This is a genomic window from Parachlamydia sp. AcF125 (assembly GCF_018342475.1).
Taxonomy (GTDB): Bacteria; Chlamydiota; Chlamydiia; order Chlamydiales; family Parachlamydiaceae; genus Parachlamydia.
Map to the genome: position 1 here is coordinate 204,225 of NZ_JAEMUD010000003.1, position 24,820 is coordinate 229,044.

Annotated in this window: 22 protein-coding genes and 2 tRNA genes; 9 read left to right on the forward strand and 15 right to left on the reverse strand. The window is 40.4% G+C overall.

Annotated features, from left to right (window positions below; genetic code table 11):
* Window positions 1–103 precede the first annotated feature (103 nt).
* The 4 genes from PARA125_RS07115 to PARA125_RS07130 all read left to right on the forward strand — a co-directional run bounded on the left by PARA125_RS07115 (window position 104) and on the right by PARA125_RS07130 (window position 3,709).
* The gene (locus PARA125_RS07115) at window positions 104–1,528 is read left to right on the forward strand and encodes a UDP-glucose dehydrogenase family protein (protein ID WP_213158139.1); all 1,425 of its coding nucleotides are present in this window, start codon (window positions 104–106) and stop codon (window positions 1,526–1,528) included.
* Window positions 1,497–2,426: a polyprenyl synthetase family protein gene (locus PARA125_RS07120; protein ID WP_249274253.1), complete on the forward strand. Its 930-nt coding sequence runs from the start codon at window positions 1,497–1,499 to the stop codon at window positions 2,424–2,426. The genes PARA125_RS07115 and PARA125_RS07120 overlap by 32 nt, the downstream gene beginning before the upstream one ends.
* A 90-nt stretch (window positions 2,427–2,516) precedes the next feature.
* Window positions 2,517–3,167, forward strand: coding sequence for a sugar transferase (locus PARA125_RS07125; protein WP_213158140.1), 651 nt, complete (start codon window positions 2,517–2,519; stop codon window positions 3,165–3,167).
* A gap of 8 nt (window positions 3,168–3,175) precedes the next feature.
* Window positions 3,176–3,709, forward strand: coding sequence for a mreD (locus tag PARA125_RS07130; protein ID WP_213158142.1), 534 nt, complete (start codon window positions 3,176–3,178; stop codon window positions 3,707–3,709).
* Window positions 3,710–3,846: 137 nt separating this feature from the next.
* On the opposite strand, the gene PARA125_RS07135 is transcribed toward PARA125_RS07130, so the two are convergent.
* Window positions 3,847–4,407 carry a hypothetical protein gene (locus PARA125_RS07135; protein ID WP_213158143.1) on the reverse strand — a complete coding sequence of 187 codons (561 nt, stop codon included), beginning with the start codon at window positions 4,405–4,407 and terminating at the stop codon, window positions 3,847–3,849.
* A gap of 758 nt (window positions 4,408–5,165) precedes the next feature.
* On the opposite strand from PARA125_RS07135, the gene PARA125_RS07140 reads away from it, so the two are divergent.
* Both PARA125_RS07140 and PARA125_RS07145 read left to right on the forward strand, forming a co-directional pair.
* Window positions 5,166–7,022: a hypothetical protein gene (locus PARA125_RS07140; RefSeq protein WP_213158144.1), complete on the forward strand. Its 1,857-nt coding sequence runs from the start codon at window positions 5,166–5,168 to the stop codon at window positions 7,020–7,022.
* Entirely contained in the window at window positions 7,015–7,818 is an 804-nt protein-coding gene (locus PARA125_RS07145; RefSeq protein ID WP_213158145.1) for an aminotransferase class IV, read from the forward strand. The genes PARA125_RS07140 and PARA125_RS07145 overlap by 8 nt, the downstream gene beginning before the upstream one ends.
* Here the strand turns inward: PARA125_RS07145 and PARA125_RS07150 are convergent.
* On the reverse strand, window positions 7,801–8,184 hold the full coding sequence (locus PARA125_RS07150; protein WP_349305699.1) for a DUF202 domain-containing protein: 384 nt from the start codon (window positions 8,182–8,184) through the stop codon (window positions 7,801–7,803). The genes PARA125_RS07145 and PARA125_RS07150 overlap by 18 nt on opposite strands.
* 66 nt (window positions 8,185–8,250) lie before the next feature.
* Here PARA125_RS07150 and surE point away from each other — a divergent pair, with 66 nt between their 5' ends.
* Window positions 8,251–9,039: a 5'/3'-nucleotidase SurE gene (gene surE, locus PARA125_RS07155; RefSeq protein WP_213158146.1), complete on the forward strand. Its 789-nt coding sequence runs from the start codon at window positions 8,251–8,253 to the stop codon at window positions 9,037–9,039.
* 161 nt (window positions 9,040–9,200) lie between these two features.
* On the opposite strand, the gene PARA125_RS07160 is transcribed toward surE, so the two are convergent.
* A tRNA-Asp gene (locus tag PARA125_RS07160) sits at window positions 9,201–9,274 on the reverse strand.
* Between the two features lie 17 nt (window positions 9,275–9,291).
* A tRNA-Val gene (locus PARA125_RS07165) sits at window positions 9,292–9,364 on the reverse strand.
* 230 nt (window positions 9,365–9,594) lie between these two features.
* On the opposite strand from PARA125_RS07165, the gene PARA125_RS07170 reads away from it, so the two are divergent.
* Entirely contained in the window at window positions 9,595–10,533 is a 939-nt protein-coding gene (locus PARA125_RS07170; RefSeq protein WP_213158147.1) for a YitT family protein, read from the forward strand.
* The gene (gene queG, locus PARA125_RS07175) at window positions 10,534–11,514 is read left to right on the forward strand and encodes a tRNA epoxyqueuosine(34) reductase QueG (protein ID WP_213158148.1); all 981 of its coding nucleotides are present in this window, start codon (window positions 10,534–10,536) and stop codon (window positions 11,512–11,514) included.
* A 425-nt stretch (window positions 11,515–11,939) separates the two neighbouring features.
* Here the strand turns inward: queG and PARA125_RS07180 are convergent, their stop codons facing one another.
* The 11 genes from PARA125_RS07180 to PARA125_RS07230 all read right to left on the reverse strand — a co-directional run bounded on the left by PARA125_RS07180 (window position 11,940) and on the right by PARA125_RS07230 (window position 24,815).
* Complete coding sequence (locus PARA125_RS07180) at window positions 11,940–12,746, reverse strand: hypothetical protein (protein WP_213158149.1); 807 nt, start codon at window positions 12,744–12,746, stop codon at window positions 11,940–11,942.
* Between the two features lie 51 nt (window positions 12,747–12,797).
* Window positions 12,798–13,556: a hypothetical protein gene (locus tag PARA125_RS07185; protein ID WP_213158151.1), complete on the reverse strand. Its 759-nt coding sequence runs from the start codon at window positions 13,554–13,556 to the stop codon at window positions 12,798–12,800.
* A gap of 71 nt (window positions 13,557–13,627) precedes the next feature.
* Window positions 13,628–14,416 carry a hypothetical protein gene (locus PARA125_RS07190; protein WP_213158152.1) on the reverse strand — a complete coding sequence of 263 codons (789 nt, stop codon included), beginning with the start codon at window positions 14,414–14,416 and terminating at the stop codon, window positions 13,628–13,630.
* A gap of 188 nt (window positions 14,417–14,604) precedes the next feature.
* The gene (gene accC, locus PARA125_RS07195; protein ID WP_349305713.1) at window positions 14,605–15,966 is read right to left on the reverse strand and encodes an acetyl-CoA carboxylase biotin carboxylase subunit; all 1,362 of its coding nucleotides are present in this window, start codon (window positions 15,964–15,966) and stop codon (window positions 14,605–14,607) included.
* A 14-nt stretch (window positions 15,967–15,980) separates the two neighbouring features.
* Window positions 15,981–16,496, reverse strand: a complete 516-nt coding sequence (gene accB / locus PARA125_RS07200) for an acetyl-CoA carboxylase biotin carboxyl carrier protein (RefSeq protein ID WP_213158154.1) — start codon at window positions 16,494–16,496, stop codon at window positions 15,981–15,983.
* Window positions 16,497–16,517: 21 nt separating this feature from the next.
* Window positions 16,518–17,072 carry an elongation factor P gene (locus PARA125_RS07205; RefSeq protein ID WP_213158155.1) on the reverse strand — a complete coding sequence of 185 codons (555 nt, stop codon included), beginning with the start codon at window positions 17,070–17,072 and terminating at the stop codon, window positions 16,518–16,520.
* A gap of 48 nt (window positions 17,073–17,120) precedes the next feature.
* Window positions 17,121–17,834 (reverse strand): ribulose-phosphate 3-epimerase, encoded by a 714-nt coding sequence (gene rpe, locus PARA125_RS07210; protein WP_213158156.1) that lies wholly within the window; start codon window positions 17,832–17,834, stop codon window positions 17,121–17,123.
* 1,144 nt (window positions 17,835–18,978) lie between these two features.
* Window positions 18,979–19,140 carry a PP2C family serine/threonine-protein phosphatase gene (locus PARA125_RS10180; RefSeq protein ID WP_213158382.1) on the reverse strand — a complete coding sequence of 54 codons (162 nt, stop codon included), beginning with the start codon at window positions 19,138–19,140 and terminating at the stop codon, window positions 18,979–18,981.
* A 259-nt stretch (window positions 19,141–19,399) separates the two neighbouring features.
* The gene (locus tag PARA125_RS07220) at window positions 19,400–21,379 is read right to left on the reverse strand and encodes a hypothetical protein (protein ID WP_213158157.1); all 1,980 of its coding nucleotides are present in this window, start codon (window positions 21,377–21,379) and stop codon (window positions 19,400–19,402) included.
* Window positions 21,363–22,196, reverse strand: coding sequence for an amino acid kinase family protein (locus PARA125_RS07225; RefSeq protein ID WP_249274255.1), 834 nt, complete (start codon window positions 22,194–22,196; stop codon window positions 21,363–21,365). The genes PARA125_RS07220 and PARA125_RS07225 overlap by 17 nt, the downstream gene beginning before the upstream one ends.
* 348 nt (window positions 22,197–22,544) lie before the next feature.
* On the reverse strand, window positions 22,545–24,815 hold the full coding sequence (locus tag PARA125_RS07230; RefSeq protein WP_213158162.1) for a hypothetical protein: 2,271 nt from the start codon (window positions 24,813–24,815) through the stop codon (window positions 22,545–22,547).
* Between the last annotated feature and the right edge of the window lie 5 nt (window positions 24,816–24,820).

The window sequence follows — 24,820 nt, forward strand, 5'->3', positions numbered from 1 at the left end:
AGAATACGATTTTTTGCAGAAATAGGATGCTAGTTAAGTTAAAGGTGCTAGAAATCAAGAGTCAAACATCCTAACTTTAGACTCCTAATCACAAAAGAATTGTATGGATTTATTAATAATTGGCACCGGATATGTGGGATTAGTCACAGGCACGTGTCTTGCTGAAATGGGACACCACGTGTTATGTTTGGATATCGACCACCAGAAGATTGATCGTCTGAATCAAGGGGTAATTCCGATTTATGAACCTGGATTGGAAGAAATGGTTAAACGAAACGTGAAAGCTGGCCGCTTGCAGTTTACCACTGACTATGCTCGTGCAGTTGCCTCTGCGCTGGTGTGCTTCATCTGTGTGGATACACCTGTTTCACCAGATGGAAAAGCAAATCTTACATATGTCAAAAATGTGGCGCGTTCCTTAGCACAACATATGCAGGAATATCGAATTATTGTGAGTAAATCTACGGTTCCTGTAGGAACAGCAAAGGAGCTTTCTTCTTTAATCCAAGAAGTGTTAGAGGAACGTCAGGTAAAAATTGAATTCGATCTCGTCTCTAATCCCGAATTTTTAAAAGAGGGAGATGCTATTCATGATTTTATGAAGCCCGATCGCGTTATCATTGGAACGGATAATGAGCGCGTGAGCGAAATCATGCGGGAAATCTACTCTCCTTTTATGTTAAGTCACGACCGTTTAATTATTATGGATGTTCCCTCCGCTGAACTGACTAAATACGCGGCCAATGCCATGTTAGCCACGCGCATCTCCTTTATGAATGAATTAGCGGGATTCTGTGAGCTTACAGGGGCAGATATCAATAAAATTCGCAAAGGAATCGGGGCAGATAAAAGGATTGGTTACAATTTTCTCTATGCCGGCGCTGGCTTTGGAGGTTCTTGTTTTCCAAAAGATATCCGTGCACTCTGTGCCCATGCCAAATCGTTGAGATATCCTACCCCCTTGCTAGAGGCCGTTTTTTCTGTCAATGAACGTCAAAAAAGGACGTTAGGTGAAAAAATCTGCGCTTATTTTGCTCAAAAAGAGGAACAAGGGCTCAGAGGGAAAACCATTGCCGTATGGGGCCTCGCTTTTAAACCCGAAACAGATGATATGCGCGAAGCGCCTTCCATTAAATTGATCGAGCATCTTCTTGCTGAAGGAGCTCAAGTACGCGTCTTTGACCCCGTAGCTCTTGAAAATGGGCGCAAAATCTTTGGGACACATGAAGCTGTCCATTTCTGCTCAAGTGAACAAGAAACGGCTCAAGGAGCTGATGCGATTGCTTTAATTACGGAATGGAAACAGTTTCGCTTTCTCGACTTTAAAACCATTTTAAAAGTCATGAAGGGTAACGCCTTTTTTGATGGACGGAACCAATATCATCCGGAAGATATGTCAAAAAAAGGATTTGACTATATTAGTATCGGTCGGCTACAAGCTTTAGCTGAACAACCCAGAACCTTTTTAGATTCAAAAATTCCACCCCTCGAGGATCATGCTTCAGCCAATCTCAACCTGCTGTCTTAAACATCGAGAGAAAATTTGTGTGGAGGAATTTCAGCAAGAAGCTTTGCAACATATTGAAGATTGCTTAGATAAACTTTTACCTGAAACCCATACCTCTTACCAACAGCTTTTTGATGCGGCTCGCTATTCTTTATTAGGAGGCGGTAAACGTATTCGCCCGCTTTTAACCTTAGCTGTTACGCAAGCATTGACAGGCACTTTTATTTCAGCGATTCAACCTGCGTGTGCATTAGAGCTTATTCATACTTACTCTTTGATCCACGATGACCTACCTTCGATGGATAACGATGATTTTAGAAGAGGCAAGCCTTCCTTACACAAAGTTTTCCCTGAAGGACATGCGATTTTAACCGGAGATTTTTTGCTTACTTATGCTTTTGAAGTGGTATGTTCTTCGTCCCATTTGACAGCTTCTCAAATCGTTGAACTGGTTTCACTGCTAGCTAAAAGTGCGGGTGGACATGGGATGATCGCAGGACAAATCATGGATATCTCTGCTGTTAATCAAACACTAACATTAGCAAACCTTCAAAAGATCCATCAAACAAAAACAGGTGCTTTAATTACGTGTGCCATTGAATTTGGGGCCATTCTTTCGAATTGTTCGCTAACTGAACGCCATCTTTTACAACAATTTGGAAATGAAGTAGGACTTGCCTTTCAAATTCTTGATGACATTTTAGACATCACTTCGAGCCATGCCAAACACGGAGGCTCGGTCGCTTCTGATCTTAAAAATAATAAAACCACCTATGCTACCCTTTTAGGAGTTGAGAAAGCACAACTACTGGCTAGCGAGCATGTTAAAAGCGCCCTGGCCAAACTTGAAAAGTTGCCTTTAAAAACAAATTTATTGCATAAGCTTGTCCAAAAAATTTGCCCAACCATTTGCTCATAAATATATTTTTTTGTTGCCCGTTTATTAATGTTTCGATATATCGCTTGATGATAAGTAAATCTTTTCAATGTCATTAACCCTTGATATCCGATGAGCAGCCTATCTAAAAAATTTGAAGTACAGGTTAAGCATAACCCTATAAAAAGAACCTTTGATATTTTTTTTAGTCTATTTGCCCTTCTTTTTTGTTTTCCTTTGTTTCTCATCATTGCAATTAGCATTAAGCTATCTTCAAAAGGTCCTATCTTTTTCTCCCATGAGCGCATTGGTAGAGGGGGGAAACCTTTTAAATGCTACAAATTTCGCACCATGTATCCTGATGCAGAAGCTCGCTTAAAGGAAATGCTTGTTATCTGTCCCAAAACACAGGAGGAATGGAACCAAACCCATAAACTCAAAGACGATCCACGTGTAACTCCCTTAGGATCTTTTTTACGCAAAACGTCTCTGGATGAATTCCCTCAATTTTGGAATGTCTTAAAAGGAGATTTAAGCGTGGTCGGCCCTCGCCCCGTTGTCCAAGATGAGATTGCAAAACACTACGGCATTAAGGCGGCAGATATTTTACGCCTACGTCCAGGAATCACAGGCCCTTGGCAAGTTTCAGGCCGCAATGATGTCTCCTATGACACCCGAATTATGTTGGATCAAAAATACGTTGAGGATCACTCGATTATTCTCGACCTTAAACTTATTGCTAAAACGATCCCTGCTATTTTTACTTCTAAAGGGGCTTATTAAGCGGCACCATGAATCTCTCTTCTAAAAATCTTCCAGCTGTTTTTTTAGTGGCTTTGCTTTTTACTCTCATCACTCCTGTATTTTTCCCAGCTTTGCGCATTTTATTTTTTTCTCCTTTTTTAATTGTCCTTTTTTATAAAAAAAAACTGCCCACCTGTTTATGGAGTGCTTGTCTATGCGGATTAATTATCGACCTGCTTTCCTCACACTCTCGTCTCGGCTTACACGCTTTTGCTTATGTCTGCGCCACAGGGGTTTTATTTCGTTTTAAACGCCATTTTTTTGCGGATAGCCTGAGCACTCTTCCATTAATGACTTTCTTTTTTTCTTCGGTCACTTCTATTATTTTACTACTACTTGTTCGCATGCTTGAGAAAAACATTCAAATTCAACCTAGCTGGATCTTAACAGATCTTCTCTTTTTTTCAGCTATAGATGCCTTGTATGGTTTTTGTGTTTACATCCTTCCTGCATGGCTATTTGGAAAGCCTATCCGTAAAGGGCGAGAATATTTTAGCGAAAACAGCTTTGAAAAAGGCTAGAACCGTGGGGGGAATTTGACTGGCGTGGCAAGCTTTTTTGACGGAAAATAGCAAAAAAACTGTTTACCAGTGAATGACCTTCAGGTCAAGAGCCTAGCTGCAAGCCAAATAGACTTGCAGCTGCAAGAGAATAGAAGTTAAAGCTTTTTATTTCCAGCTGGAGCAGTTAGCGTGGAAGACACATTTTTATCCTCTTCTTTCTTTTCTTCTTTCTCGGCCTTGTCATCTTCCTCATTCTCATTTAAGAAATTTGATTTTTTCATGCATGCTGCAAATTTTCGGGCTTTTTGCTGCTGAATATCATCTAGCATGGCTTGAATTTGCCTTGCATCTTGAATGTCATGTTGCTTCAAAACAGTTGAAAAAACGCCGATAAGCGTTTCTCTAAAAAGCTTCACGGCCATCTGACGATCGCTCGGGTCTCTTAACGGGTTTGGATTCATAGCTGCAGCTTTACTTTCTACAAGCTTGATCACTTCTTTGTCTTGCTGCTTGAGCTCTGCTACAATTCCAGCCCATTCCTTTTCGGGTACCTTGAATTTTTTTAACGTTGCACTTACAAAAGGTTCAGGAAAATAGGAAAGCAAAAGCTCTTTTGAGCAATCGTCTACTGATGGTTCAACAGCCATAACTTCGACAGGCACCGTAAATGCCAAAGCTCCCAAACACAATGAAAGCACATAGTATAAAAGCTTCATTCTTCTCTCCTTAATTTTAGATAAAACTAACCTTACTATAAAGCTGGGATTCCCTCCGGCTAGCTAAACAGGCCTTCAACCTAGCTGCATGAGGTCCCTTGATGTATTCAAAGCTTGAACGAATTACCACGGGACTTACAGGAGTTGCGACATTTAAAGCAAGCATTATATCGTTGTACCCGGTAAGTAAAACCTGCAGAAGGATACAAACTGCCCGACTTGAATCAAAGGGATTTACCAAAGGATTAGGCCTCATTTGATTGGCTATATTTTTGATTTGAGTTGCCATTCGCGGCTTTCTCTCCCTAAGAGATTGATAGATGGGCTTCCATTGACTTTGTGAAACGTCCTTCATATTCAAGGCTTCACTTAAACCTTCATAAGAAAAAAGCCGGCTTTAAATTCTTTGAACCAGGTCGACGTGTCGCCATAAGCCTTTAAGAAGGAAGATAAAAATAAAAAAATAAACACAACTTTTACCCCCTCTAAGCGAAAGACTTAAGCTTCTAATTAACATAGACTTAACCTCATGCGTTCCCTTTACTAGGTTTGACGATCTTTTTATAGACTATGGAGGAAAGTAATTTTTTGTAAAGCCCCTCTTTAAATAATAGAACTCAAAAAAAATTTAAGTAAATCATCCCCTTAAAAATAAGATTGCCTATATACATCAAATCCCGTTTGTTTAAAATGCTTTAGGGTGGAAACGCCCTTATCTTTTTTAATTTTTTTTTAAGATTTAACTTTTGAGAAGGATTATGACTTTTTCCACCCCGCCGGGGGACGTTAAACGTCTTATTACGCAATTTGAATCACACCCTCCCCCTCCAGCTTCACTCCTCCTCAAAAAAAGCAGGGGAAGCTCTATATCCGCATCTGCCTCCCTTCCCTCTTCTTCCTCAACAATCTCTCCTCGTATAGGGATACCGAAACTCAAAATACCAAATTCAGAATCAAACGAAGTTTGCGAGCCTACCTCCTCCTTGTCAATAAATGACATCAAAGAAATGAGCAGCGGGCCAAAAACAACCTACAAGGTATTCAAAGCAGGCACTCGCACATTTTCTACCAATCCCCTTATTTCCCCGCGAGTAGAAGAAAAAGGAAAAGGGTCTAAATATTTAGATAAAAAAATAAAAAACTTTTGGAAAGCAAAGTTAGAAGGGGAAGAGGAGGCGTTATCTTTTAATTTGTTTCAAGAAGAGTGCTTTCTTTATCCCTTGCAGGGTCTCATGGAAAATGTCGCACATGCTTCAACAAAATTAGAAAAGTACAAAAAACCTACCAACCCTATCAACTCAGATGACGCTCTTCATCAATTAGCAGAGCAGTTAAAACTTCTGCTTGCCCCTATGGCGCAAACTTCTCTCTATCATAAAATTGAGCAGCTTCGCCCTCTTCTGCCCTTAATCTACGATTTAAAAAAATTAAAGGAGCTAACAAAACATAAAAAAAGTCAAGATTTGCCCACTTTTTTTGATGAGAGTAATTTAAAGCTAATAAAATTTCTCCTCGATTGGAATATCTCCAGCTCATTTTATTGGAGTGAAGCTAAATGGGAATCGACATACAAAATACCGGCAAGTGAAATCGTGCGCGCGCTAAGTCCTCTAGAGGCTAATCAAACAATTGCAGAGGTTTATTTAAACGGAAAATATATCCTTAAGGCGGATACCCCTCTGACAAAAGAAGCCTTATTTACAAAGCTCCTCTTAGCTATTGCTACAGAACAAGGGTTGGGGGAAATTGAAGTTGCCAAACAGGTCGGTATCTTTCTCTTTTTTGCTCAAGCGCAGCCTGAGGTTTTAAGAAGCATCCAAAAAGCCCTTTTGTCCTCTCCAACCAATTGGGATAGGATTAGCAAAATTATCGCCTATCAAATTCCTGAAAGGATTCAAGAAAAATTCCACCTTTTAAAAGAAGAACTTTTAAAAAATATCCAAAAGGCTTTTACAGAAATTCCTGCATTTAAGCATCTAAGCACTTTCTCTACCGATGAAATTTTTAGCTTCCTTGATAAAGAGACTAAAGAGGGAAATGACCTCGACATCTATGTCGATCGAATGAAATCAACCCTACGTCACGCAGAAAATGCCCTTTTACGCCTCCTTATCCCTGCTTATAAACCTCTGCAGCTTTGTACAGTCAGCTGTATGGGTTATACTTCTGACATTCATAAAACATATCTTAACGCCTTGAGAGATGGCTCGCATGAATTTTTAATGCGAGATACCCATGAGATTATCCGAAGTTTTCATTTAACCGTTGGCCCTCATCATTATGGCGTCACCATTCCCTTACAATATGGCGTGTATCCTAAAATAAATCCTGATGACAAAGAGTGCCATAAAATCAACCAATCCCTTAGGCTCTTTACCTTCAATTTCAATTGGACTATCACCTCAGCTGCAGAAAATATCCTAGGCTGTTTAGATGTAGACATTTTAGTTCATGAAGAGGCTAAAAGAGAATCTTCTAAACTTTTAGATATAATTAAAATATTTAAAGAAGGATCCAATAAACTGAGAGCTCTCGCTCGCTTCCAAGAGGAGAGCTTCCCTCCTTTAAAATTAAAATACCAAAAAAAGCCAGAGCCTAAACTCGCGTATGTATAAGGCCATTTATTTTAACGGACAATTTTACCCAGCCGACGCCCCTTTATTTACAGCTAAGGAACGCTCATTTTTATATGGAGATGGTTTTTTCACCTCCATCCGCCTCTTAAACGGGGAGGCAACACACCTCTCCTTACACTTCGAACGTTTAAAAAAAAGTGCAGAAGCCTTAAATATTTCTTTCGCCTCAATTTGCACAAAAGCTATTCAAAAGCTTATCTTTCTTAATCAAGCTGAAACTGGCTTGTGGAAGCTAAAAATTATCATTACAGGAGGAGATACGACTCCCTTAATGCTTCATTATCGGCAAGGCAAAGTCTTAATGACTTTAGCTCCTTATGAAGCCCCCCCATTCCAGCCTCTTTCTTTAGGCCTTTTCCCCGAACCTATCTTACGCCCTTTTGCTCGCTACAAAACGCTCTCTTATCTCGATCAATTAGCCGTAAAGCATATGGCGTTAGTTCAAGGAGTTGACGATATGCTCATTTTGTCTTCCAAAAATGAACTTCTCGAAACAGCTTTTTCAAACATTTTTTGGATGCATGAAAAAACTCTTTATACCCCTTCTCCTGAATTACCTTTGTTGTATGGTGTCGGTTTGCAAAGTATTGAAAAGATGGTCGTGAAAAAAGATTGGAAAATTCAATATGGAGCCTATCGATTAGAAGAAATTCCCGTAAATGCCCAAGTCTATGTGTGCAATGCTTTGATGGGCTTTCGCCCAATCATTCAAATTGCAAGCCGCGTGTTTGTGCGAGATCCATCCCTGGAACACTTGCTAAATAATAAACAGTAAGGCTACCGATAAAACCGCTAAAGTGAAAGTCAGGATACAAAACGTTTGGATAGAAATCCCTCCTTGATAAGAAAGATTAAGCTTAGAAGTGTTTTGTTTATATTCAATTAAGGATAGGATAAAAATTAAAATCCCCCAAAGGATGAGGATAATTCCCACTATTCTTGCCGTGTGCGCATGGAGGGGATTTTCAAAAGTAAGCAAACGCACCACTCCAATTCCTCCCCCAACCCCCGCTAAGCCTGTTCTTATCCATGACAAAAAGGTGCGCTGGTTTGCAAGGCGAGTCTGTTCCATAGCAAGGGACGTTCTTTCTTGGGCCAGTGATACACGCGGATCGAGTCTTTCATTCTGGTTGAAGTTCACATTCTCCTCCTTGACAAGATGTTTCTTATTCTCCTATTATTTCTTCATAAAAAACGGTTTATATTTATGAGTCAATCTAACCGACCTTTTATTCTAGTGACTAATGATGATGGAATTCACGCTCCAGGAATTAAGCATTTATGGCAAGCAATTTCCTCATTTGCCGATGTAGCGGTTGTTGCGCCGTCAGCTGAACAATCCGCTGTAGGTCTTTCCATTACAGTGCGTAGCCCTTTACATATTGAAAAAATTACCTGGCCTACAAATATCCCTGTGTGGAGCGTGTCGGGAACCCCTGCCGATTGCGTCAAGTTGGGTTTGAATGTCATTTTAGATCGGGCCCCTGATTTAATTTTGTCTGGTATCAATCGCGGAACAAATGCAGGGCGCAATGTCCTTTATAGCGGAACAATCGGTGGGGTGATTGAAGGAATTATGCGTAACATTCCTGGAATTGCTTTTTCTTGTTATGATTCTCACGATCCCGCTTACTCACTTGCAGAACAATATGTCCCTTTAATCGTTCAACATATTCTGCAGCATCCGCTTCCTAGCGGCACCTTTTTAAATGTTAACTTTCCTTCAAAGCACTTCCAGGAAATTAAAGGAATCAAGTTAACGCGTCAAGGAAAGGAATATTGGATCGAAAATCCGGATAAACGAGAACATCCCAATCAAGGGCATTCTTATTATTGGCTGGGAGCTAAATTAGCGAAATTTGAAGAAGAAGCCGATTCCGACATCTCCCTCCTTCAGCAAGGTTACTTAACCGCTGTCCCTGTACACGTAGGAGAGCTAACTGATCATCGTCACCTCACCGCTCATCGTGAACATTTTGAAAGGCTCACCCTATAAACCCCTCATAAAAAGCTTAAAGGCCCTAAAAACCGACCTCTTTTTTTCAAAAAATGACAAACCCCTTAGCTAAAACAAACTGAACTAACTAGAGTATAGACAATGAAAAGAATAGCTTTAGAACTACTCATGAAAAGGCTTGATAGTGAGATAAGGAAAAACGCGAGAGAAGGGACTCGAACCCTCAACTTCCGGCGTGACAAGCCGGTGCTCTAACCGATTGAACTACTCCCGCAGAGTATTATTAAAGAATGGGCGCAACAGGACTCGAACCTATGACCGCCTGTGTGTAAGACAGGAGCTCTACCAACTGAGCTATACGCCCTTGCGAAATAAGCACTAACTTTACTGTTTTTGCCATTTCCGTGCAAGCGGATTTTGTCATTACGCCCATTTTTTCACTCAATCTATTTGTTGCCAATGTCTTAAGAAGTAAATTTCCTTCTCAATATAAATGGCCTTTTCGCACTTTTTTGCTGTACAAAACCTCCCTTGATTCAGTACACTGTATGCTTCATTATATGCTTCATTCACAGTTTTTCCCGGATATTCGTCATGAAAGATTCATCAGTTGCTTCCTCTAAGCCTTTCTCCAGCCATGTTTTGGATTATGTCTTTATGGCTATCGGAGCTTTTCTAGCCGCTTTTTCTATTTCGGTTTTCCTAATTCCCAGCAATTTAATTGACGGCGGCATCGTCGGCGTTGCGATGATTTTCGGGTACATGTTCAAGCAAAGCCTGTTTCCACTCTTTCTATTTATCTTCAATCTCCCCTTTCTATATCTCGCTTACAAGCATATAGGGAAGGGATTTTTAATTCATATGCTGTATGCTGTGATTCTTTTTATAGGATGTGTTGTCTTTATTGAATCCGTCTTGCACGTTGAATTTCATGGAGATTCAGTGGAAGTGGTAGTCATCGGTGGAGCTATTTTAGGAATTGGAATTGGCTTAATTATCCGTTACGGAGGTTGCTTGGATGGCACAGAAATCCTCGGCTTGATCATCAATAAAAAAACGGGATTTACGGTTGGGCAAGTGGTGCTCGTGTGCAATATTTTTATCTTTGGAGGGGCAGGAATTGCTTTCCAAGATTGGCACTCTCCTCTCCTTTCTCTGATCACCTATATGGTGGCAAGTAAAGTGATGGATTCAGTCATCGTAGGATTAGATGAAACCAAGTCCATGTTGATTATCTCAAAATATTCCAATGCCATTGCACAAGCCATTATCCATGAACTCGGCTTAGGATTAACCATTATGTACGGGCGTGGAGGATACTCTGGAGATGCCAGAGAAATTTTGTATGTCATTGTGGAACGGCTTCAACTGGCAGAACTTAAAGAGTTAATTTATCGAGAAGATCCTTCGGCATTTATTGCCATTGAAAATTTACATGAGGTCGCCAATGGAAATCAAGGCCCTAAAACAGATCGCAACCAAAAATGGATTGAATTTTTTGTTTCCCGCACCTTGGGAACTAAAAAAGCTTAAATGACACCAGAAATTACTTTTGAAGAAGTCCAAACAGAAGCATTGCGTTTAGGTTGGGATGATGTAGGAATTACAGAGGCGCAAATTCCTCCTGACGATATAAAAGCCTATACCGCTTGGCTCGCTAATCATTATCAAGGGGATTTGCAATACATGGAGAATCTCCTGCGCTGCGAACCTCAACACTTCTTTCCAGGCGCAAAAACAGCCATCATCTTCGTCACCCATTATAAACAAGAGAAAGTCCAGTTTCGCAACGATGCGGGGGTCGTCGCCTCCTACGCCCGAGGAAGAGATTATCATCACCTTCATCGGAAAAGATTAAAAAAATTCATCCTTTGGCTTGAGAATCGTTCAGGACAAAGCCATATTGCCAAAGGCTTTAGCGATTCTTCCCCTGTGCTTGAAAAAGCTCTTGCTGTACAAGCTGGGCTCGGTTGGTTCGGGAAAAACACCTTGTTAATTCATCGCCGCTTTGGCACTTTTCTGCTCCTTTCAGGCCTTTTTACCACGCTTGAGTTTCGAGAAAAAACTTTAAATCTTCGCTTACCACGCTGCGGCACCTGTCGCCGATGCTTGGAGGCGTGCCCTACTCAGGCATTTGAAGCGCCCTATATTTTAAATGCGACAAAATGTTTATCTTATCACCTGATTGAATCTAAAAAAGAAATCCCCGAAGAAATTCGCCATAAAAATCCAGGTTATGTTTTTGGATGTGATGTTTGCCAGGACGTTTGTCCCCACAATGTTAGGCCAAAAACTTCCCCCTTGCCCGAATTTTCCCCCCAACAGGGCATGGGCGCTTATCTATCTTTTGAAGATATGGAAAAAATTGAGCAGAATCCGGAAAAACTATTTGGCACGCCGCTTCAACGGCGTGGCGCAGCGGGATTGAGACATACCATGGAAACCTTAAATTTGCAAAATCCCAAGCAAGATCCTCCTCCGGAACTACAAGAAGATGAGCATGGACAATCTTGAGGCAAGCCTTCTTAAAACGAATTGTTGGAGTGTTTTTAGAATCCCCTCTAATCTTGCCAATGTTTTAAAATAATGACCTAATTAACGGCAGTTCTCTAATTAGAGAGCTTATCCACTTTAGAACCTTAGCAAGGCCTCTCCTTCTAGCTTGCTAGGCAAGATACCTTCAAGAAACAAAACGTTGAGGGATGAATAGCAATAGGGATGCCACCATACCAAGAGGGTCATCCTACCTGGCAAACCAGATGGCAGAACATCCCTTCCTCTATCAAAGCTAGGAACCCCATGGCCACCTGTCCACCCTGTCTTCTCTTGGTGGTGGGGTTTCTCTGCGGGACAGAAGCAGAATTCTTAACACTCCGTGCAGGAAACGCTCGCTTAGGGTAACTTGGCCTTATTTAAAGGATTCATCTCCCCCTGCTTTGCTAGTTCAAGCAAGTGGCACCGGCATCCTCTATTCTGTTCACGTTTAGTAAAATATTTGGATGGACGCAAAGAGGATCGTTATTCACCCCTAAAATGAGGGTGTCGTTAATTAACCATTTGTCAAAAATGAACGAATCTAACCAGCAAACTTTCCAAGAAGAGCCGTCGTTAAGATAAACAATGCTATTCACATAGTCGATATCGGAGATAAAATAGGTATAAATTCCACGATAGAGGGGCCCTGCAAAAAGATTGACTGGGACAATCACATTTGTATCTAGATTCACGAGACTATAATCATAACTCGAAAAGAAATTGCTATTAGGCGTTACAATAATTCTATCAGAAGTTAACCAATTTAAAGTTTTATAACGATCGGAAGAGCAGACTAACCAAATGGAACCATCATTTAGTTCCACCTCTCCACCGTCAAAAGAAACCACATAAGGATGCCGATATACCCCTTGGTGAGTTGTGCAATAACCTATAAACTTAGGCAATTTGGAAGAAGCTAGAAAGCGAGGATCCTTAACATCCCCAAAGCTTATCTCTTGACGTATACTGGCGGAGGTAAGTAGGACCTCTTTCACTCGTACCTCTTCCGTCTCTTCACTTTCTTCTGAAACTTCATGACGGGCCTCTTTGGCTATCACTCTTTCTGCATGAGGCTCTGCACGCTCTCCAATGGGCAGATGCACACGCTCTTCTTGCGGCTCTTCATTTGGCTTATCTTGCCCTGCCCATGCACTTGCACAGACACATAACAATTGTGTAAAAATAAATAAATGTTTTTCAAATTTCATCATTAATCTCTAGTTAGTTTTTTTATTATTTTTAAAGCGACTAAGAACGCGTTCCTATTGAAATACGTTTTGCGCCATCCTTCTCATTTTCTCGCGTTTTTTTTGCGTATTATCAGCAGGGGCTGGTACACCGCTCCCTCTTGTTTCTCCTTGGAAAGGGACCCCTGTAGATCGCTCTCCTACAGGAACATGGCCCGGAAAATTTCCCCGCGCAGGCAGGCCTCTCTCCCTTGTTTCTTCTTGGAAAGGGACCCCTGTAGATCGCTCTCCTACAGGAACATGGCCCGGAAAATTTCCCCGCGCAGGCAGGCTTCTCTCCCTTGTTTGTCCTTGGAAAGGAACCCCTGTAGATCGCTCTCCTACAGGAACATGACTCGGAAAATTTCCCCGCGCAGGCCGACCTCTCTCTCCCCAATTCTCGCTTCTTGTAGAACGTCCATGGCCTGAACCAAAACTTCTTCTAGGGATCTCCCTCACGAAGACTGAACCGAAGCGCCAAACTGCCCCACTTAATTGAGCAGCATTTCGTGCAAAACGGCTTCGACTTTCATCTGTTCTTACTGGCCTACTCTGGATAGGTTGTACACGAGGAGTACGCACAAAGCCCGGTTGCCGGGCTCTGCATACAGCACATAAAAGAAAAAATATCGGAATGGCCCCCACAAAAAAAACAAAAGGAGAGGAAAGGATGGTAATAGCCAGGATTGCCACTTTAGCTTTTGTGGAAAGTTCTCGCGTTAAGATTCTTCCCTCACCATTTTCTCTACAACTATAAACAAAGGGGTGAGAAGTAAAAATGACTGTATCACACATAATTTTCCTATATTTATTATTACGATTATTTTAGCGGTTTTTTATTTGAATGGGTCTTCCACCTACCGTCTTTAGAATATCACTGCGCCGCGCGCGTAGTTAAATACATTGACGTTAATTAGAATATTTGGGTTTTTCTTGCTTGAAAAATACCCATCATTCACACCGATAATCACCGTGTCATTCACAATCCATTTATTTATGGCTACACGATCGGATTTTTTCATTTTCCAAACAGTGCCATCTTCTAGGCAAACTTGGCGGTTGGAATAGTCGATTGCAACAATCCAGTGCGCATTAACGCCATTGTAACGTGGCCCTACGGCCAAATTTGCCGCCACACTTTTTTTCGTGTTGAGGTTAACCAATTTATATTGGTAAACGGAAAACCAGTTGTGATTGGGCTTAATTATAACTTGATCGCTTGTCAACCAATTAGACGTTTTATGCCGATCGCTTTTTTGAATTACCCACATCGAGCCATCGCTCAATCCAACGGTATCTCCTAAAGGAGAAACACTTAATGGATTCTGATAAACACCAGGATGATGGGTGGCTAAATTTTTGGTTGTAAAGGGGAAAAACTTAGCTAGCAGCTCGTTTCCTTCTTCGTCAACTTGCGGTCCACAAGCACTGTCATTCTCTTCAAACTCCATTTCATTTTCATCTCCATCTTCAGCCGCACGCTTTTCTTGAAGGGCGATGTGGTCTGCTAAAGGAAAGGGACGAGATCCTACCACAACGTGCTCTTTTTGAGGCTCGCCCACCTCTTGCTCCACTATCGTAGCTTGAAGGACGCCTGAAGAAATTAGCAAGGTACTCATGAGAACAGCTGATAAGTTTTTTAAAATAACTTTCATCGTTTTTCTCCTTTTGTTGATGCTTGAAGGCAAAATGATAAAATCATTCTACATTGAGATTTATTCAATAATTGCGACTAATACGCACTATCTCTCAGAATAATTAAGACAATGTTAAGATTAAATAAATTTTAGGTTATCTTTGAAAACAAATTTGGAAACGCCCAGGGTCGTATGGGCGTAAGCCTTTAATCTCGTGTAAATTGAGATCCTTCAGAAATTAGCTGGTCGATATAGGCAAGATCAAAATCTGCCTTTAAAAACTTGTTGTCCTCAAGCATGTATAAATGAAAAGGGATGGTGGAAGATACTCCCCCGATATGAAACTCACGAAGAGCTCTTTTCCCAATGGCAACAGCTTCTGCTCGGTTTTTTCCATGCACAATTAGCTTTCCGATCATGGAATCATAGTTAGGTGGGATTTTGTATCCAGAATAACAAGCGCTATCCACGCGTATGCCAGGGCCTCCGGGTGGTAGGTAATATTCTAACTGTCCAGGAGAAGGAGTGAACCCTTTCCTAGGATCTTCTGCATTAATGCGAAATTGAATGACGTGTCCTTCAAATTGAACATCCTTTTGGGTATATTCAAGCTCTTTCCCCATTGCAATTTTAATTTGCTCTCTAACAAGGTCTACGCCTGTCAACTCTTCTGTAACAGTATGCTCAACTTGAATCCGGGTGTTGACTTCCATAAAGTAAAATTGATGGTCTTGATCGAGCAAAAATTCAACCGTCCCTACTGAATGGTAGCCAGCAGCTTTCACGACCTTAATAGCTGCCTGTCCCATTTTTTCGCGAAGTTTTGCCGAAAGTACCGGACTTGGAGCCTCTTCAATTAATTTTTGACGTCGCCTTTGGATCGTGCAATCCCGTTCCCCTAAATGGATGTAATTTCCATGCTTATCTCCCATAACTTGCACTTCAATATGGCGTGGAGATAGAATCATTTTTTCCAAATAGACATCCGGATTTCCAAAACTAGCTTCCGCTTCAGCTCTAGCAGCTAAAAAAGATTTGTTAAACTCTTCTGCATGGTATGCAATCCGAATGCCCTTTCCTCCTCCACCAGCAACCGCCTTGATAAAAACAGGAAAACCAAGCTCTTTGGCAACTTCTAAGGCTTGGGCGCTATCTGAAACCACGCCGTCAGACCCAGGAATCACCGGGCATCCAACGCTCATAGCTGTAGCTTTTGCCTTGGCTTTGTCTCCTAAAAGAGCGATCGATTTGGGAGAGGGGCCAATAAAGTTAAGACCGCAGCTTTCGCAAATCGAAGCAAAATTTGGGTTTTCACTTAAAAAGCCATATCCCGGATGAACCGCGTCAGCTCCCGTAATTTCGCAAGCAGAGAGGATGTGAGGAATTTTTAAATAAGATTTACTCGAAGGCGCTTCACCAATGCAAATGGCTTCGTCTGCATGCAAAACATGTAAGGCTTCAGCATCCGCCTCAGAATAAACAGCGACTGTTTGCAAATTTAAATCATGGCAAGCTCTGATGATTCGCACAGCAATTTCGCCGCGGTTAGCAATAAGAACTTTTTGTATCATGCAAAACCCCTCTATTTCTTAGAGGAAATTTCAATCAATTTGGTGCCAAATTCGACAGGCTGACCATTTGTGACTAAAACCTCTACTACAATGCCTTCGACACCAGCTTTAACTTCGTTCATCACCTTCATAGCTTCGATGATGCATACGACAGTATCCTTAGTAATCACATCTCCTTTTTTTACAAAAGTGGGTTCATCTGGTGCTGGAGATGAATAAAATGTCCCAACCATGGGGGATTTGACATAAGTGCCAGGCAGGGATTCAGACTTTACCTCCTCCGGAATCGGGGTGTGAAGAGAAGAAGGAATGTCGCCTGCTTTAGAAGGGCTTCTGGAAGAACGGTGATAAGCCTCTTCATACTGAGCGGCAAAATGGGGCGGCGGTGAAGTAAATTCTGTTTCTAAAAAAGGAATTGCTGCTCCTCTCTCTAATCTAAGCTCGAAATCGCCTTCTTTTATAAAAAGCTCTTTCATATCACTTCGCCCCATTGCGGCCATAAGTTCTTTTATTTGCTTAAGTTCCAATTAAATGTCCCCCAATACGATCTAAACGCGTTGTATATATTCGTTTGCCTTGGTATCCACTTTAATGATATCTCCCACATCAATAAAAGGGGGAACCGGGACCGAAGCGCCTGTCTCTAAAACGGCAATCCTAGCTCCTGGATTTGCCCCTTTCCCCTTCTCATTTTCCACTTTCGATACCATTAACTCTAAAAATTGTGGGAGTTCAACAGAAAATACTGTATCTCCATAAAAAGAAGCCTTAATATCTACTCCTTCTTTTAGGTAATTGACTTTAGCGCCAATCACCTCGGGAGGAATTAAAATTTTATCTAGATTGCGAATATCCAAGAATAAATAGCTCTTTCCTTCTAAATAAAGAAATTCCAAATGTCTCTCAACGAGAGGAACGTCACTGACCGTTTGACCAATTTTAAAACTTTTTTCGACAACCTGATTAGTCGCAAGATCTTTTAACTTGGTTTTAATAAAAGGGGCGCCTTTTGGCACAGTGACTTTAACACTAGATTCTACTTTGTATAGCTTTTCGCTAATTGAAAGAATCATTCCAGGAGTAATTTGATTACTTGCAACCATAGTTAACCACGACTTCTTAAAGTGAATAAATTAAAACAAATTGAAGCATTATTGCTTCACCCGCAAAGACTCAACAGCTGCCTTGAGGTCTGCAGCATGAAAAAGATACGATCCAGAGACAAGCACATTTGCGCCAGCTTTGACGCATAATTCTGCCGTTTGGGGATTAATTCCTCCATCCACTTCAATCAAAAAAGGCTTTATAGTAGACGGGTCAGCACCTTCGGGTGCATATTTTCCCCCTTCACAAATGTTTAATTTGCGGCAAAGATCGCGCGTAAATTTCACTTTTTCCAAAACTTCAGGCATAAATTCTTGCCCACCAAACCCAGGATTGACAGTCATTAGAAGGACCATATCGCATTTATCTAAAAATTTCGGAATCATTGACAAAGAAGTTTCTGGGGAAAAAGCCAATCCTGCTTTGATATTACATTTTCGAATATAAGCTAACGTTTCTTCTATATCTTCAGTTGATTCAAAATGAAAAGTTAGCATATCAGCTCCAGCTTCAACAAATCTTTCAATATAATCGAAGGGATGATAAACCATTAAATGCACGTCTAAAAACATGGTAGTCGCTCGATTAATCGCAGCCACCATTTTTGGCCCCATAGTGAGATTGGGGACAAAATTGCCGTCCATAATATCAATGTGAATATAATCTGCTCCAGCATCTTCAACGCGGCGTGCTTCATCAGCCATTTTTCCAAAATCCGCAGAAAGGATAGAGGGAGCAATTTTAAGAGAGTGGTTTTCCATTGGTAAAATTAACCCTTAGCAAAGCATAAAACTTGACTACTTTCATATAGGATTATATTAGCAAAGTCAAGATTTTTAGCCTTATAGAAATGTAGCATGCGTAGGTTATTTTCCCTTTCAGAGACCTTTCTAAAAACCTTCTTGATACCTACTCAATATAGCCATTTTCTTATCTTTTTCATTTAAAAAGAATTAAAAGCTTTTATTTATACCAAACTTGTTAATAAAGCGGTGAGGTTAAAAAAACTTCCAGAAGGCCTCTTGCTGCCATAAAATTTCAAGGATTGTTTAAAGAACGAGTAGTAGACAAAGATATTTGCGCAGATAAGGCCCTATCAAAGGATGAACCAAAAGAGAGCTTTAGCTTTTTTATTTTCCACTTGCTCAAGAATTAAAGCATTTTAATTAGCCCGTCCAGCTTGGCCATAATACTTAGGGTCCTCCTATATGTAACAGCAGGCCCAAATCTTTGGTAGATAAACTGGAGGTATAAAGGGGAATTAAGCCAAGCTTACGGGACAGCGGCCAGCCCCACGGCGTCTTTATTCTTATTGAGATTTTTGCTGGCATGTCAAATGCCATCCTTCCTCATGCAGACCAGCAGCAAGCGTGAAATCCTTAGCGCTAGCTTTCCTCTTAGCAGAATAGTAGATTCCTACAAGAAAGCTTTTAGGCCGGGCATTCTATCAACAGCCCTATCCAGCAAAAATAGCTCTGCAGGATAAATGAGGGTAATAACAGCTTTTCAGCCAAGTTAGCTAGGGTATTCGTAGTAGGGATGCAGCCAGCCATTTAATCCGCTTTTCTATCAAAAATCTAGCTCTTCACTTCCATTTAGGTCCTTTTTTTTATTATTTATGATACAGCTAATGATTAAATCAAGCGATGTCATTTATTTTTTAACACCCTAGAGACAAGTTAAAAACTTTATTTTGGACTACATGTGAAGTCCATTGCACTGCTACTCCATCTATATTTATTAAGCCAGTTCCCTTAAACTCTAGGCTCTAGGGCTATCTCACTTCTATTTCTTGGCTTGCGCTCACCTTGACGACAATAAACATCACATTTTCGCAATTACCTTTCAAAACTTTACCTACCAAGCGCTGAGCAGCATTAAAGCCATCTTTTTGCAAAGCTTCCGCTATTTTTTCTCAGGTACATAATCTTTTAATCCATCGCTAGCTAAAATCAAGGTATCGTCAAGTATTAACTGATGGATTGTTATTTTTGGCTTTTGAATGATAAGGGGTTTATCCTCGGTGACAGAAACATCGGTAAAACCAATAGAGCGACTGACATTCAGCCCGAAACTTCCTTTCCGATCCGATTTATATCAACGCAACTCTTTTGAATTTTCAACCTTGGGCCATTCGACTTCAATCCAAGAGTCATTAATTATTTGCAACAGCTGCTCTAAAACTTTCTCTTCCCAGCAAAATAATAGGGGCGCCTGGAGTTATAGCAATGGCAGTACTTCAGGCGCCAAGAATCGACATAGAGAGGGGCTCAGCTCCACCCTAAATGCAAAAAAAGGCCCCTTAAATAATTTTCAAAGGGATTCCTTAGATGCTTGAAGCATCTTTTTGGCTATCCCAGTTCTCAATAGTTTGCTGAATAGTTTGAAAGAGAAGCCGCTGCTTGTAAAAGTCATCGCAGCGGTAAATGTAACCGATATAAGAAGCTTCATAAATTCTCACGCAAAAGCTGGCCAAAGAGATAGAGGGATAATTGAGCTTTTTAAATACCCGCTGCAATTCTTCTTCTAAGGCCCAATCTTCTGCGGCTACCATGGCTAAAGCAAAATCTGACTCACTTTGAATTTTGAGCGTATAGGCTTCCTCGTTAAAAAACCGCTCTTCAATCGCCTCCATTAACAGCAAAAAGAGCGCCTTTAAAGCTTCCACTTCTAAAAAAGTGCGCATGATAACAGGTTTTAAAGAGTAAAAGAAATTCTCGAGCAAAATCTCGTTGTAATTTCGGGTAGAAGACAATACATTTTTGAGCTCGAGCAATAGCTCATTTTGCTTGGAGATCATGCCTCCGTTAAAATCCCGTATTTCCCCTACAATGCGGGAGATCTCAGAGACTACTGCTTGCCTAGCTTCATTTAAGTTAATCGAATGATCGCGCCGCAAAAACTGATCTTTGGAGACTTTTACCCGAAAAACAGTGGCCTCTTTCTCATGCTTTTTGCGCAAGGTTCCCACGATTTTACACCCATCGTGAATACACTCGAGAAAAGTAGAGCGATTCTTAAACATTTCCATAATAGGCAAATCATTGGGTTTAAGCACGCGCACTAAAATAATGGTAAAAAAGAGATGTAAATGCGTTTGTTCGTCAAAAGTGATGATGACTTGAGGGATATCGCGGATATATTTAATTTGGTTGCTTAAGATCAATATATTGCGCATCACTTCCTCTTCATTGCGGGGCATGAAGACGGGGTGCATAACTTGCTCAATCCGTTCTTCCACTTCGGTTAATAGCTTTTTCCGCAGAAGCTGAACTTCTTGGCTAGTAATCGGGCTATTGTCACTTTTTTCAATTTCAATATAGAAAGTGCAGGCACTAAAAGTCCCCCGACGGTTAGAAAAGAAAGAATTTTCCACGGCTTGCGCTTGAGGAATATAATTTTGGATCCCTTTGATTAAATGCATTTCGTCTAAAACTTCTTTATCCTGCAAAAAGTTGATGCCGATGATAATAGAAAGTACAGACCTAATTCTTCCCTCTATTTTCACTTTGGATCTAAAGGTTTTTAAATGCATATGCCTGGATTTAGGAGCATGCTTAATCGCTTTTAAAAGAAAATTCCGAAATAAGTATTGGTAACAAATCATACGGCATAAGTGATAGCTTTCACGGCTTGCTTTAAACCGATCCTCACACATCACTAACACATTTTGCATTTCGCTAAACAAATCGGAATCAAAGTATTTAGGATAATGCGCAATCAAGCCAGCAATACGCTCTTGCACGCGCACGGTTTTGTCATCATTGGACAATCCTTTGACTTCTAGGATGCGGCCTGCATAATACCCTGAATTTATGCCAAGCTTAAGCTCTGTCAACAGTAAGGGAAGATTTCGATGGATTAATTCGAGATCCTGCGCGCTCTCCACAGAAATCAATAATTCTGAAACCAGGTAAATATCAGGCCCTAAATGGGGAAAGCAAAAATCTACCGAATGCGCCAAAATCACATTTAACCGTTTTCCCGGTACCAGCCAACAGCTCAACATCTCAAAAAAAAACTTAAACACATTCGAACGAGATTTGCAAAATAGGCAAAACGACAGAGTGGAGGGTGCGCTTTGCTTGGAGAGGACATCGATAATCGGTAAAGCCCTATTTAAGTTGTCCGCTTGCTCCTGAACAGTTTTCTCTTGGTCGAATAATTGGTCAGAAGCCACCCTTTTTAAGATATTTTTTACAATCTCCTGATAGTGGGGATAATTTACGCTCTCTCTTTGTTCGCCAAAATCGATGGCGATAGGGGGAATAGACATATCTTTAGAAATTTTAGTTAAAATTTTCATTAAATGCTGCTGTGCAGTTTAAAGAAGCGCTCATAGCGCTGCGATCGATGATATTTTCCTCTTCATATACAACCACCTGATTCAGCTGGTTTAACTCGCCAATTAAAGTCCCCGCAAACTGGCATTTGGCAAAGTCCATGAAAGAGCGCACGTATAAGGCCAGCTGATTTCTACTAGCTAAACGGATACAGCGAGGATGTAATACACTGTGCCCTATTTGAACGATATTAGCGGCCATTTCATATGTCAGGTGTGAATAAAGAGTGGCGTTTGGATTTATTTTAGGATCTTCAGAGTAAATGCCTTTGACGTCTTTAAAAAATTCGACACATTCAGCTTTTAGCGCCAAGCCCAATGCCACGGCAGAGGTATCCGATCCTCCTCGACCAAGCGTGGTGATCTCTCCATTGCGGCTGACCCCTTGAAAACCAGCGACGATCACAATTTTGCCAGAATCTAAAGCCGAAAGAATGCGATGAGGCCTAACTTCAATAATATTGGCGCTGCTATGGTGGTCACAAGTGATAATCCCCGATTGGCTTCCCGTAAAACTGACAGCTTGTTGGTTTTTATCAGCTAAAGCCATGGCGAGCAATGCGATGCTAATCCTTTCACCCACAGAGACGAGCATGTCGTATTCTCTTCTAGGTGGGTTTGGATGCACTTGCTTTGCTAAAGCAATTAATTGATCAGTGGAGTTTCCCATGGCACTAATGACAATAGCGATCCGTTCATATTCTTGCTTTCGCGCCAATATAATCTCTGCAATTTGTGAAAAATGATCTGGAGAAGCTACAGAAGCACCGCCAAACTTCATAACAAGCGTCTTTTTCATAGAATTCAAAACAAGCTATAGAAGAAATTTTATATTTTAAAGTTAAAATTCAAGCCAAGCATTGCGATTATTTTTCAGACTCAAAGAGACTTTTTCTTAACTTTAATCCAAATAAGGTGTAGACTACCATACTAAAATTTACGTAACGAGTCAACGCCAATATTTTTTCTTGAATATCCGATCCTTTTTTTTGTTTTCTGGAATGGTTGTAATAGCCTTTAAAAAGTATTTGTGACCATTTACAAGCTTTCTATGCTTACCTCTCTGTTTTAAGCTGTTAAGGAGAGAAGCGGAAGGCCTAATAAAGACTTCGGTAGTTTAGGAAATAAACTAGGGAGTTGAGAATTTTTTCGCAGCATTTCCCAAGGATTGCCTTAATGCCTCAAAATGCATGTTTGTTTGTTTTTTAATACTTTTATTATCAAGTTTTTGAATATTCGTATAGCAAATTTGCATAATTTCCTCCAGACGCCTAAAGTACAGTTCGCCTTGCCCCCAGATTTGATTATTTAATAGAACAAGAGCGCGTCTGTCATCCCTTTTTTTAAGGGCCTTCTTCTTCCAAATTCCCCTAAGGATATCTAATGCCTTCCCCTGCCCACAAGCAATCATCCAATTATAATAAATTACAGCCATGATCGCATCCCGCTCTTCTTTTAAGATCCCTTCAAATGGTTTCATAAGCTCCCAAAATTTTTCTAAATTCTTCGAAGCTCCATCTATTTGATTGATGGAGTCAAATATCAGCACCACATCTTTAAGATCAACAAAGTAAAAAGGTTTGCATAGAATGTCAGTTAAGGAAAAAAAAGAAACTTCAAAGTGATTGAATGTTTTACCTAAAATTTTTAAAAGCAAGCAAAAATCAGAGTACTTATAACGCTCTTCATCTGCTGCTTTAAGAGCAAGGAGTTGGGCTAATTTAAATTTAAACACGCGTGAGGCAGGCTGGCAATCTAGGATCAACACCATGCTTTTTAAAAGCCCATTAAAGGACTCACCTTTCTTCAGCGATGCTTGGAGGATTTTAAGAAGTTTTTCAGGACTTGTTACGAGGGAGACGAAAAGCTTAATTATTTCAAAGGGAATCGACTCCTTGCCCTCACAGTTATTTGAAAAACATAATCGTGAGATCGCAGGGATTAAAAGCCCTAAGTTTTTTTCAATAGTTAGGAGCGGGGTTGCTTGACAAAGTTCTTTAACTTCACTTAGCCAAGCTTCATCCACGTTAAAACATTTTTTAACTTCTTCACATAACGGAATCACATGCTTTATAAATCCTTTACTCAAGCATAACTCTAAAACCGTTTGCAGAATAAGCTTTCTATTAAAATGAGAGAAGTTTTTTAGCTTATAATTTTTTGAAATCAAGCGAAAAATATTTTTAACCTCGCTTTTAGCTAAATCTTTAGCGAAGTACTTAAAATATAAAACAATAAGAGAAAATCCTTTTTGAAGTAAATCAGGTGATATTCCATAACGCTTCAACATTTGACTAATGAGGGTAATTTTGGGAAAAAGGTTTTCCCAAAATACATTCAGATTTAAGGCTTGTTGTTCCATTTTAAATAACTCGCCTTGCATGCGGCAGATACTTTCTATTTCAAGCCGATCGTACTGCGCTGTTTTCTTTCCTAAAATCGTATAAAGTTTCTCTAGATAGCATTGGTAGCAGGATTGCATTTTTGCTAGTTCCGGAAATTGAATTAACAAAGAGATTAAGGCCATAAAATCGGCCGCATAAATAGAGGATTCGCCTAAACTTTTTTTAAATAAGTTTTCACAAATTGAAAGAAAAACTTCATCCGGTCCTGACAAAGTGGAATTCGCCTGGCTTAAAACCGCTAAGTAGCGGCTCATCAATACATAGCGTTGAAAGATAGAAAATTCATGTTTTTCAAAAGCAGCCAGAACTAGTTGAATATCTGCTTCTTCCCTTTTGGGATGGTTAAGTAAATAGGCGATTTCTTTTACTACTAAACGTTTATTTTGGAGGCCCTTCAGCATGCAGCGCGTTAGATCTAAATACACCTTATCTGTATTTTCTTCCCCCATATGCTCTAGTTTGAAAGCGTAAATAAAAAAGGTAATTAAGCTTTTTTTGCCCAGCTCATAATCTTTCACCGAGAGATCTTCCGGGCCTTGTTGAAGGACTAAGCTGATTAAATGAAACCACGTCTTTTTTTCTTCCTCTCCATTTAAAAACACGTGGTGACTTAAAGTTTTGAAATAATAATGCCATTTATGGAAAAGCTCTCTAGGACCGTTTTGAAAAACAATAAAAGATCGAAAAATAAGGGCGAGAATCTTGATTCCTATCGCAGGCTGCGGCCCAGACCTTCCATAGAGGGCAAAAAGAAATTCAATAAAGGAGAAGACTTCATCCAATCCAGCAATTTGCTTAAAATGGTGTTCGATAACCTCACACACTTTTGTGGCAATGGCCTCAGGTGAGAATGAAGTTAAAGTAAAAGTGGCTTTTTTTAACTCCTGCCATAACGCGGGGAAATAGTGGGGATTGAGATACTTATCAAAAATTTGCTGAGGGGCAAAAAAGTTTAGGGTCGGTTCCCTACTCATGCATACTGGAAGTGCCTGCATTTCTC

What these genes read in the sequence shown, in the direction of transcription:
- PARA125_RS07115 (WP_213158139.1), top strand. Translation starts at nt 104, where the DNA reads ATGGATTTATTAATAATTGGCACCGGATATGTGGGATTAGTCACAGGC.
- PARA125_RS07120 (WP_249274253.1), top strand. Translation starts at nt 1,497, where the DNA reads ATGCTTCAGCCAATCTCAACCTGCTGTCTTAAACATCGAGAGAAAATT.
- PARA125_RS07125 (WP_213158140.1), top strand. Translation starts at nt 2,517, where the DNA reads ATGAGCAGCCTATCTAAAAAATTTGAAGTACAGGTTAAGCATAACCCT.
- PARA125_RS07130 (WP_213158142.1), top strand. Translation starts at nt 3,176, where the DNA reads ATGAATCTCTCTTCTAAAAATCTTCCAGCTGTTTTTTTAGTGGCTTTG.
- PARA125_RS07135 (WP_213158143.1), bottom strand. Translation starts at nt 4,407, where the DNA reads ATGAAGCTTTTATACTATGTGCTTTCATTGTGTTTGGGAGCTTTGGCA.
- PARA125_RS07140 (WP_213158144.1), top strand. Translation starts at nt 5,166, where the DNA reads ATGACTTTTTCCACCCCGCCGGGGGACGTTAAACGTCTTATTACGCAA.
- PARA125_RS07145 (WP_213158145.1), top strand. Translation starts at nt 7,015, where the DNA reads ATGTATAAGGCCATTTATTTTAACGGACAATTTTACCCAGCCGACGCC.
- surE (WP_213158146.1), top strand. Translation starts at nt 8,251, where the DNA reads ATGAGTCAATCTAACCGACCTTTTATTCTAGTGACTAATGATGATGGA.
- PARA125_RS07170 (WP_213158147.1), top strand. Translation starts at nt 9,595, where the DNA reads ATGAAAGATTCATCAGTTGCTTCCTCTAAGCCTTTCTCCAGCCATGTT.
- queG (WP_213158148.1), top strand. Translation starts at nt 10,534, where the DNA reads ATGACACCAGAAATTACTTTTGAAGAAGTCCAAACAGAAGCATTGCGT.
- PARA125_RS07180 (WP_213158149.1), bottom strand. Translation starts at nt 12,746, where the DNA reads ATGATGAAATTTGAAAAACATTTATTTATTTTTACACAATTGTTATGT.
- PARA125_RS07185 (WP_213158151.1), bottom strand. Translation starts at nt 13,556, where the DNA reads ATGTGTGATACAGTCATTTTTACTTCTCACCCCTTTGTTTATAGTTGT.
- PARA125_RS07190 (WP_213158152.1), bottom strand. Translation starts at nt 14,416, where the DNA reads ATGAAAGTTATTTTAAAAAACTTATCAGCTGTTCTCATGAGTACCTTG.
- PARA125_RS07205 (WP_213158155.1), bottom strand. Translation starts at nt 17,072, where the DNA reads ATGGTTGCAAGTAATCAAATTACTCCTGGAATGATTCTTTCAATTAGC.
- rpe (WP_213158156.1), bottom strand. Translation starts at nt 17,834, where the DNA reads ATGGAAAACCACTCTCTTAAAATTGCTCCCTCTATCCTTTCTGCGGAT.
- PARA125_RS07220 (WP_213158157.1), bottom strand. Translation starts at nt 21,379, where the DNA reads ATGAAAATTTTAACTAAAATTTCTAAAGATATGTCTATTCCCCCTATC.
- PARA125_RS07225 (WP_249274255.1), bottom strand. Translation starts at nt 22,196, where the DNA reads ATGAAGTTTGGCGGTGCTTCTGTAGCTTCTCCAGATCATTTTTCACAA.
- PARA125_RS07230 (WP_213158162.1), bottom strand. Translation starts at nt 24,815, where the DNA reads ATGCAGGCACTTCCAGTATGCATGAGTAGGGAACCGACCCTAAACTTT.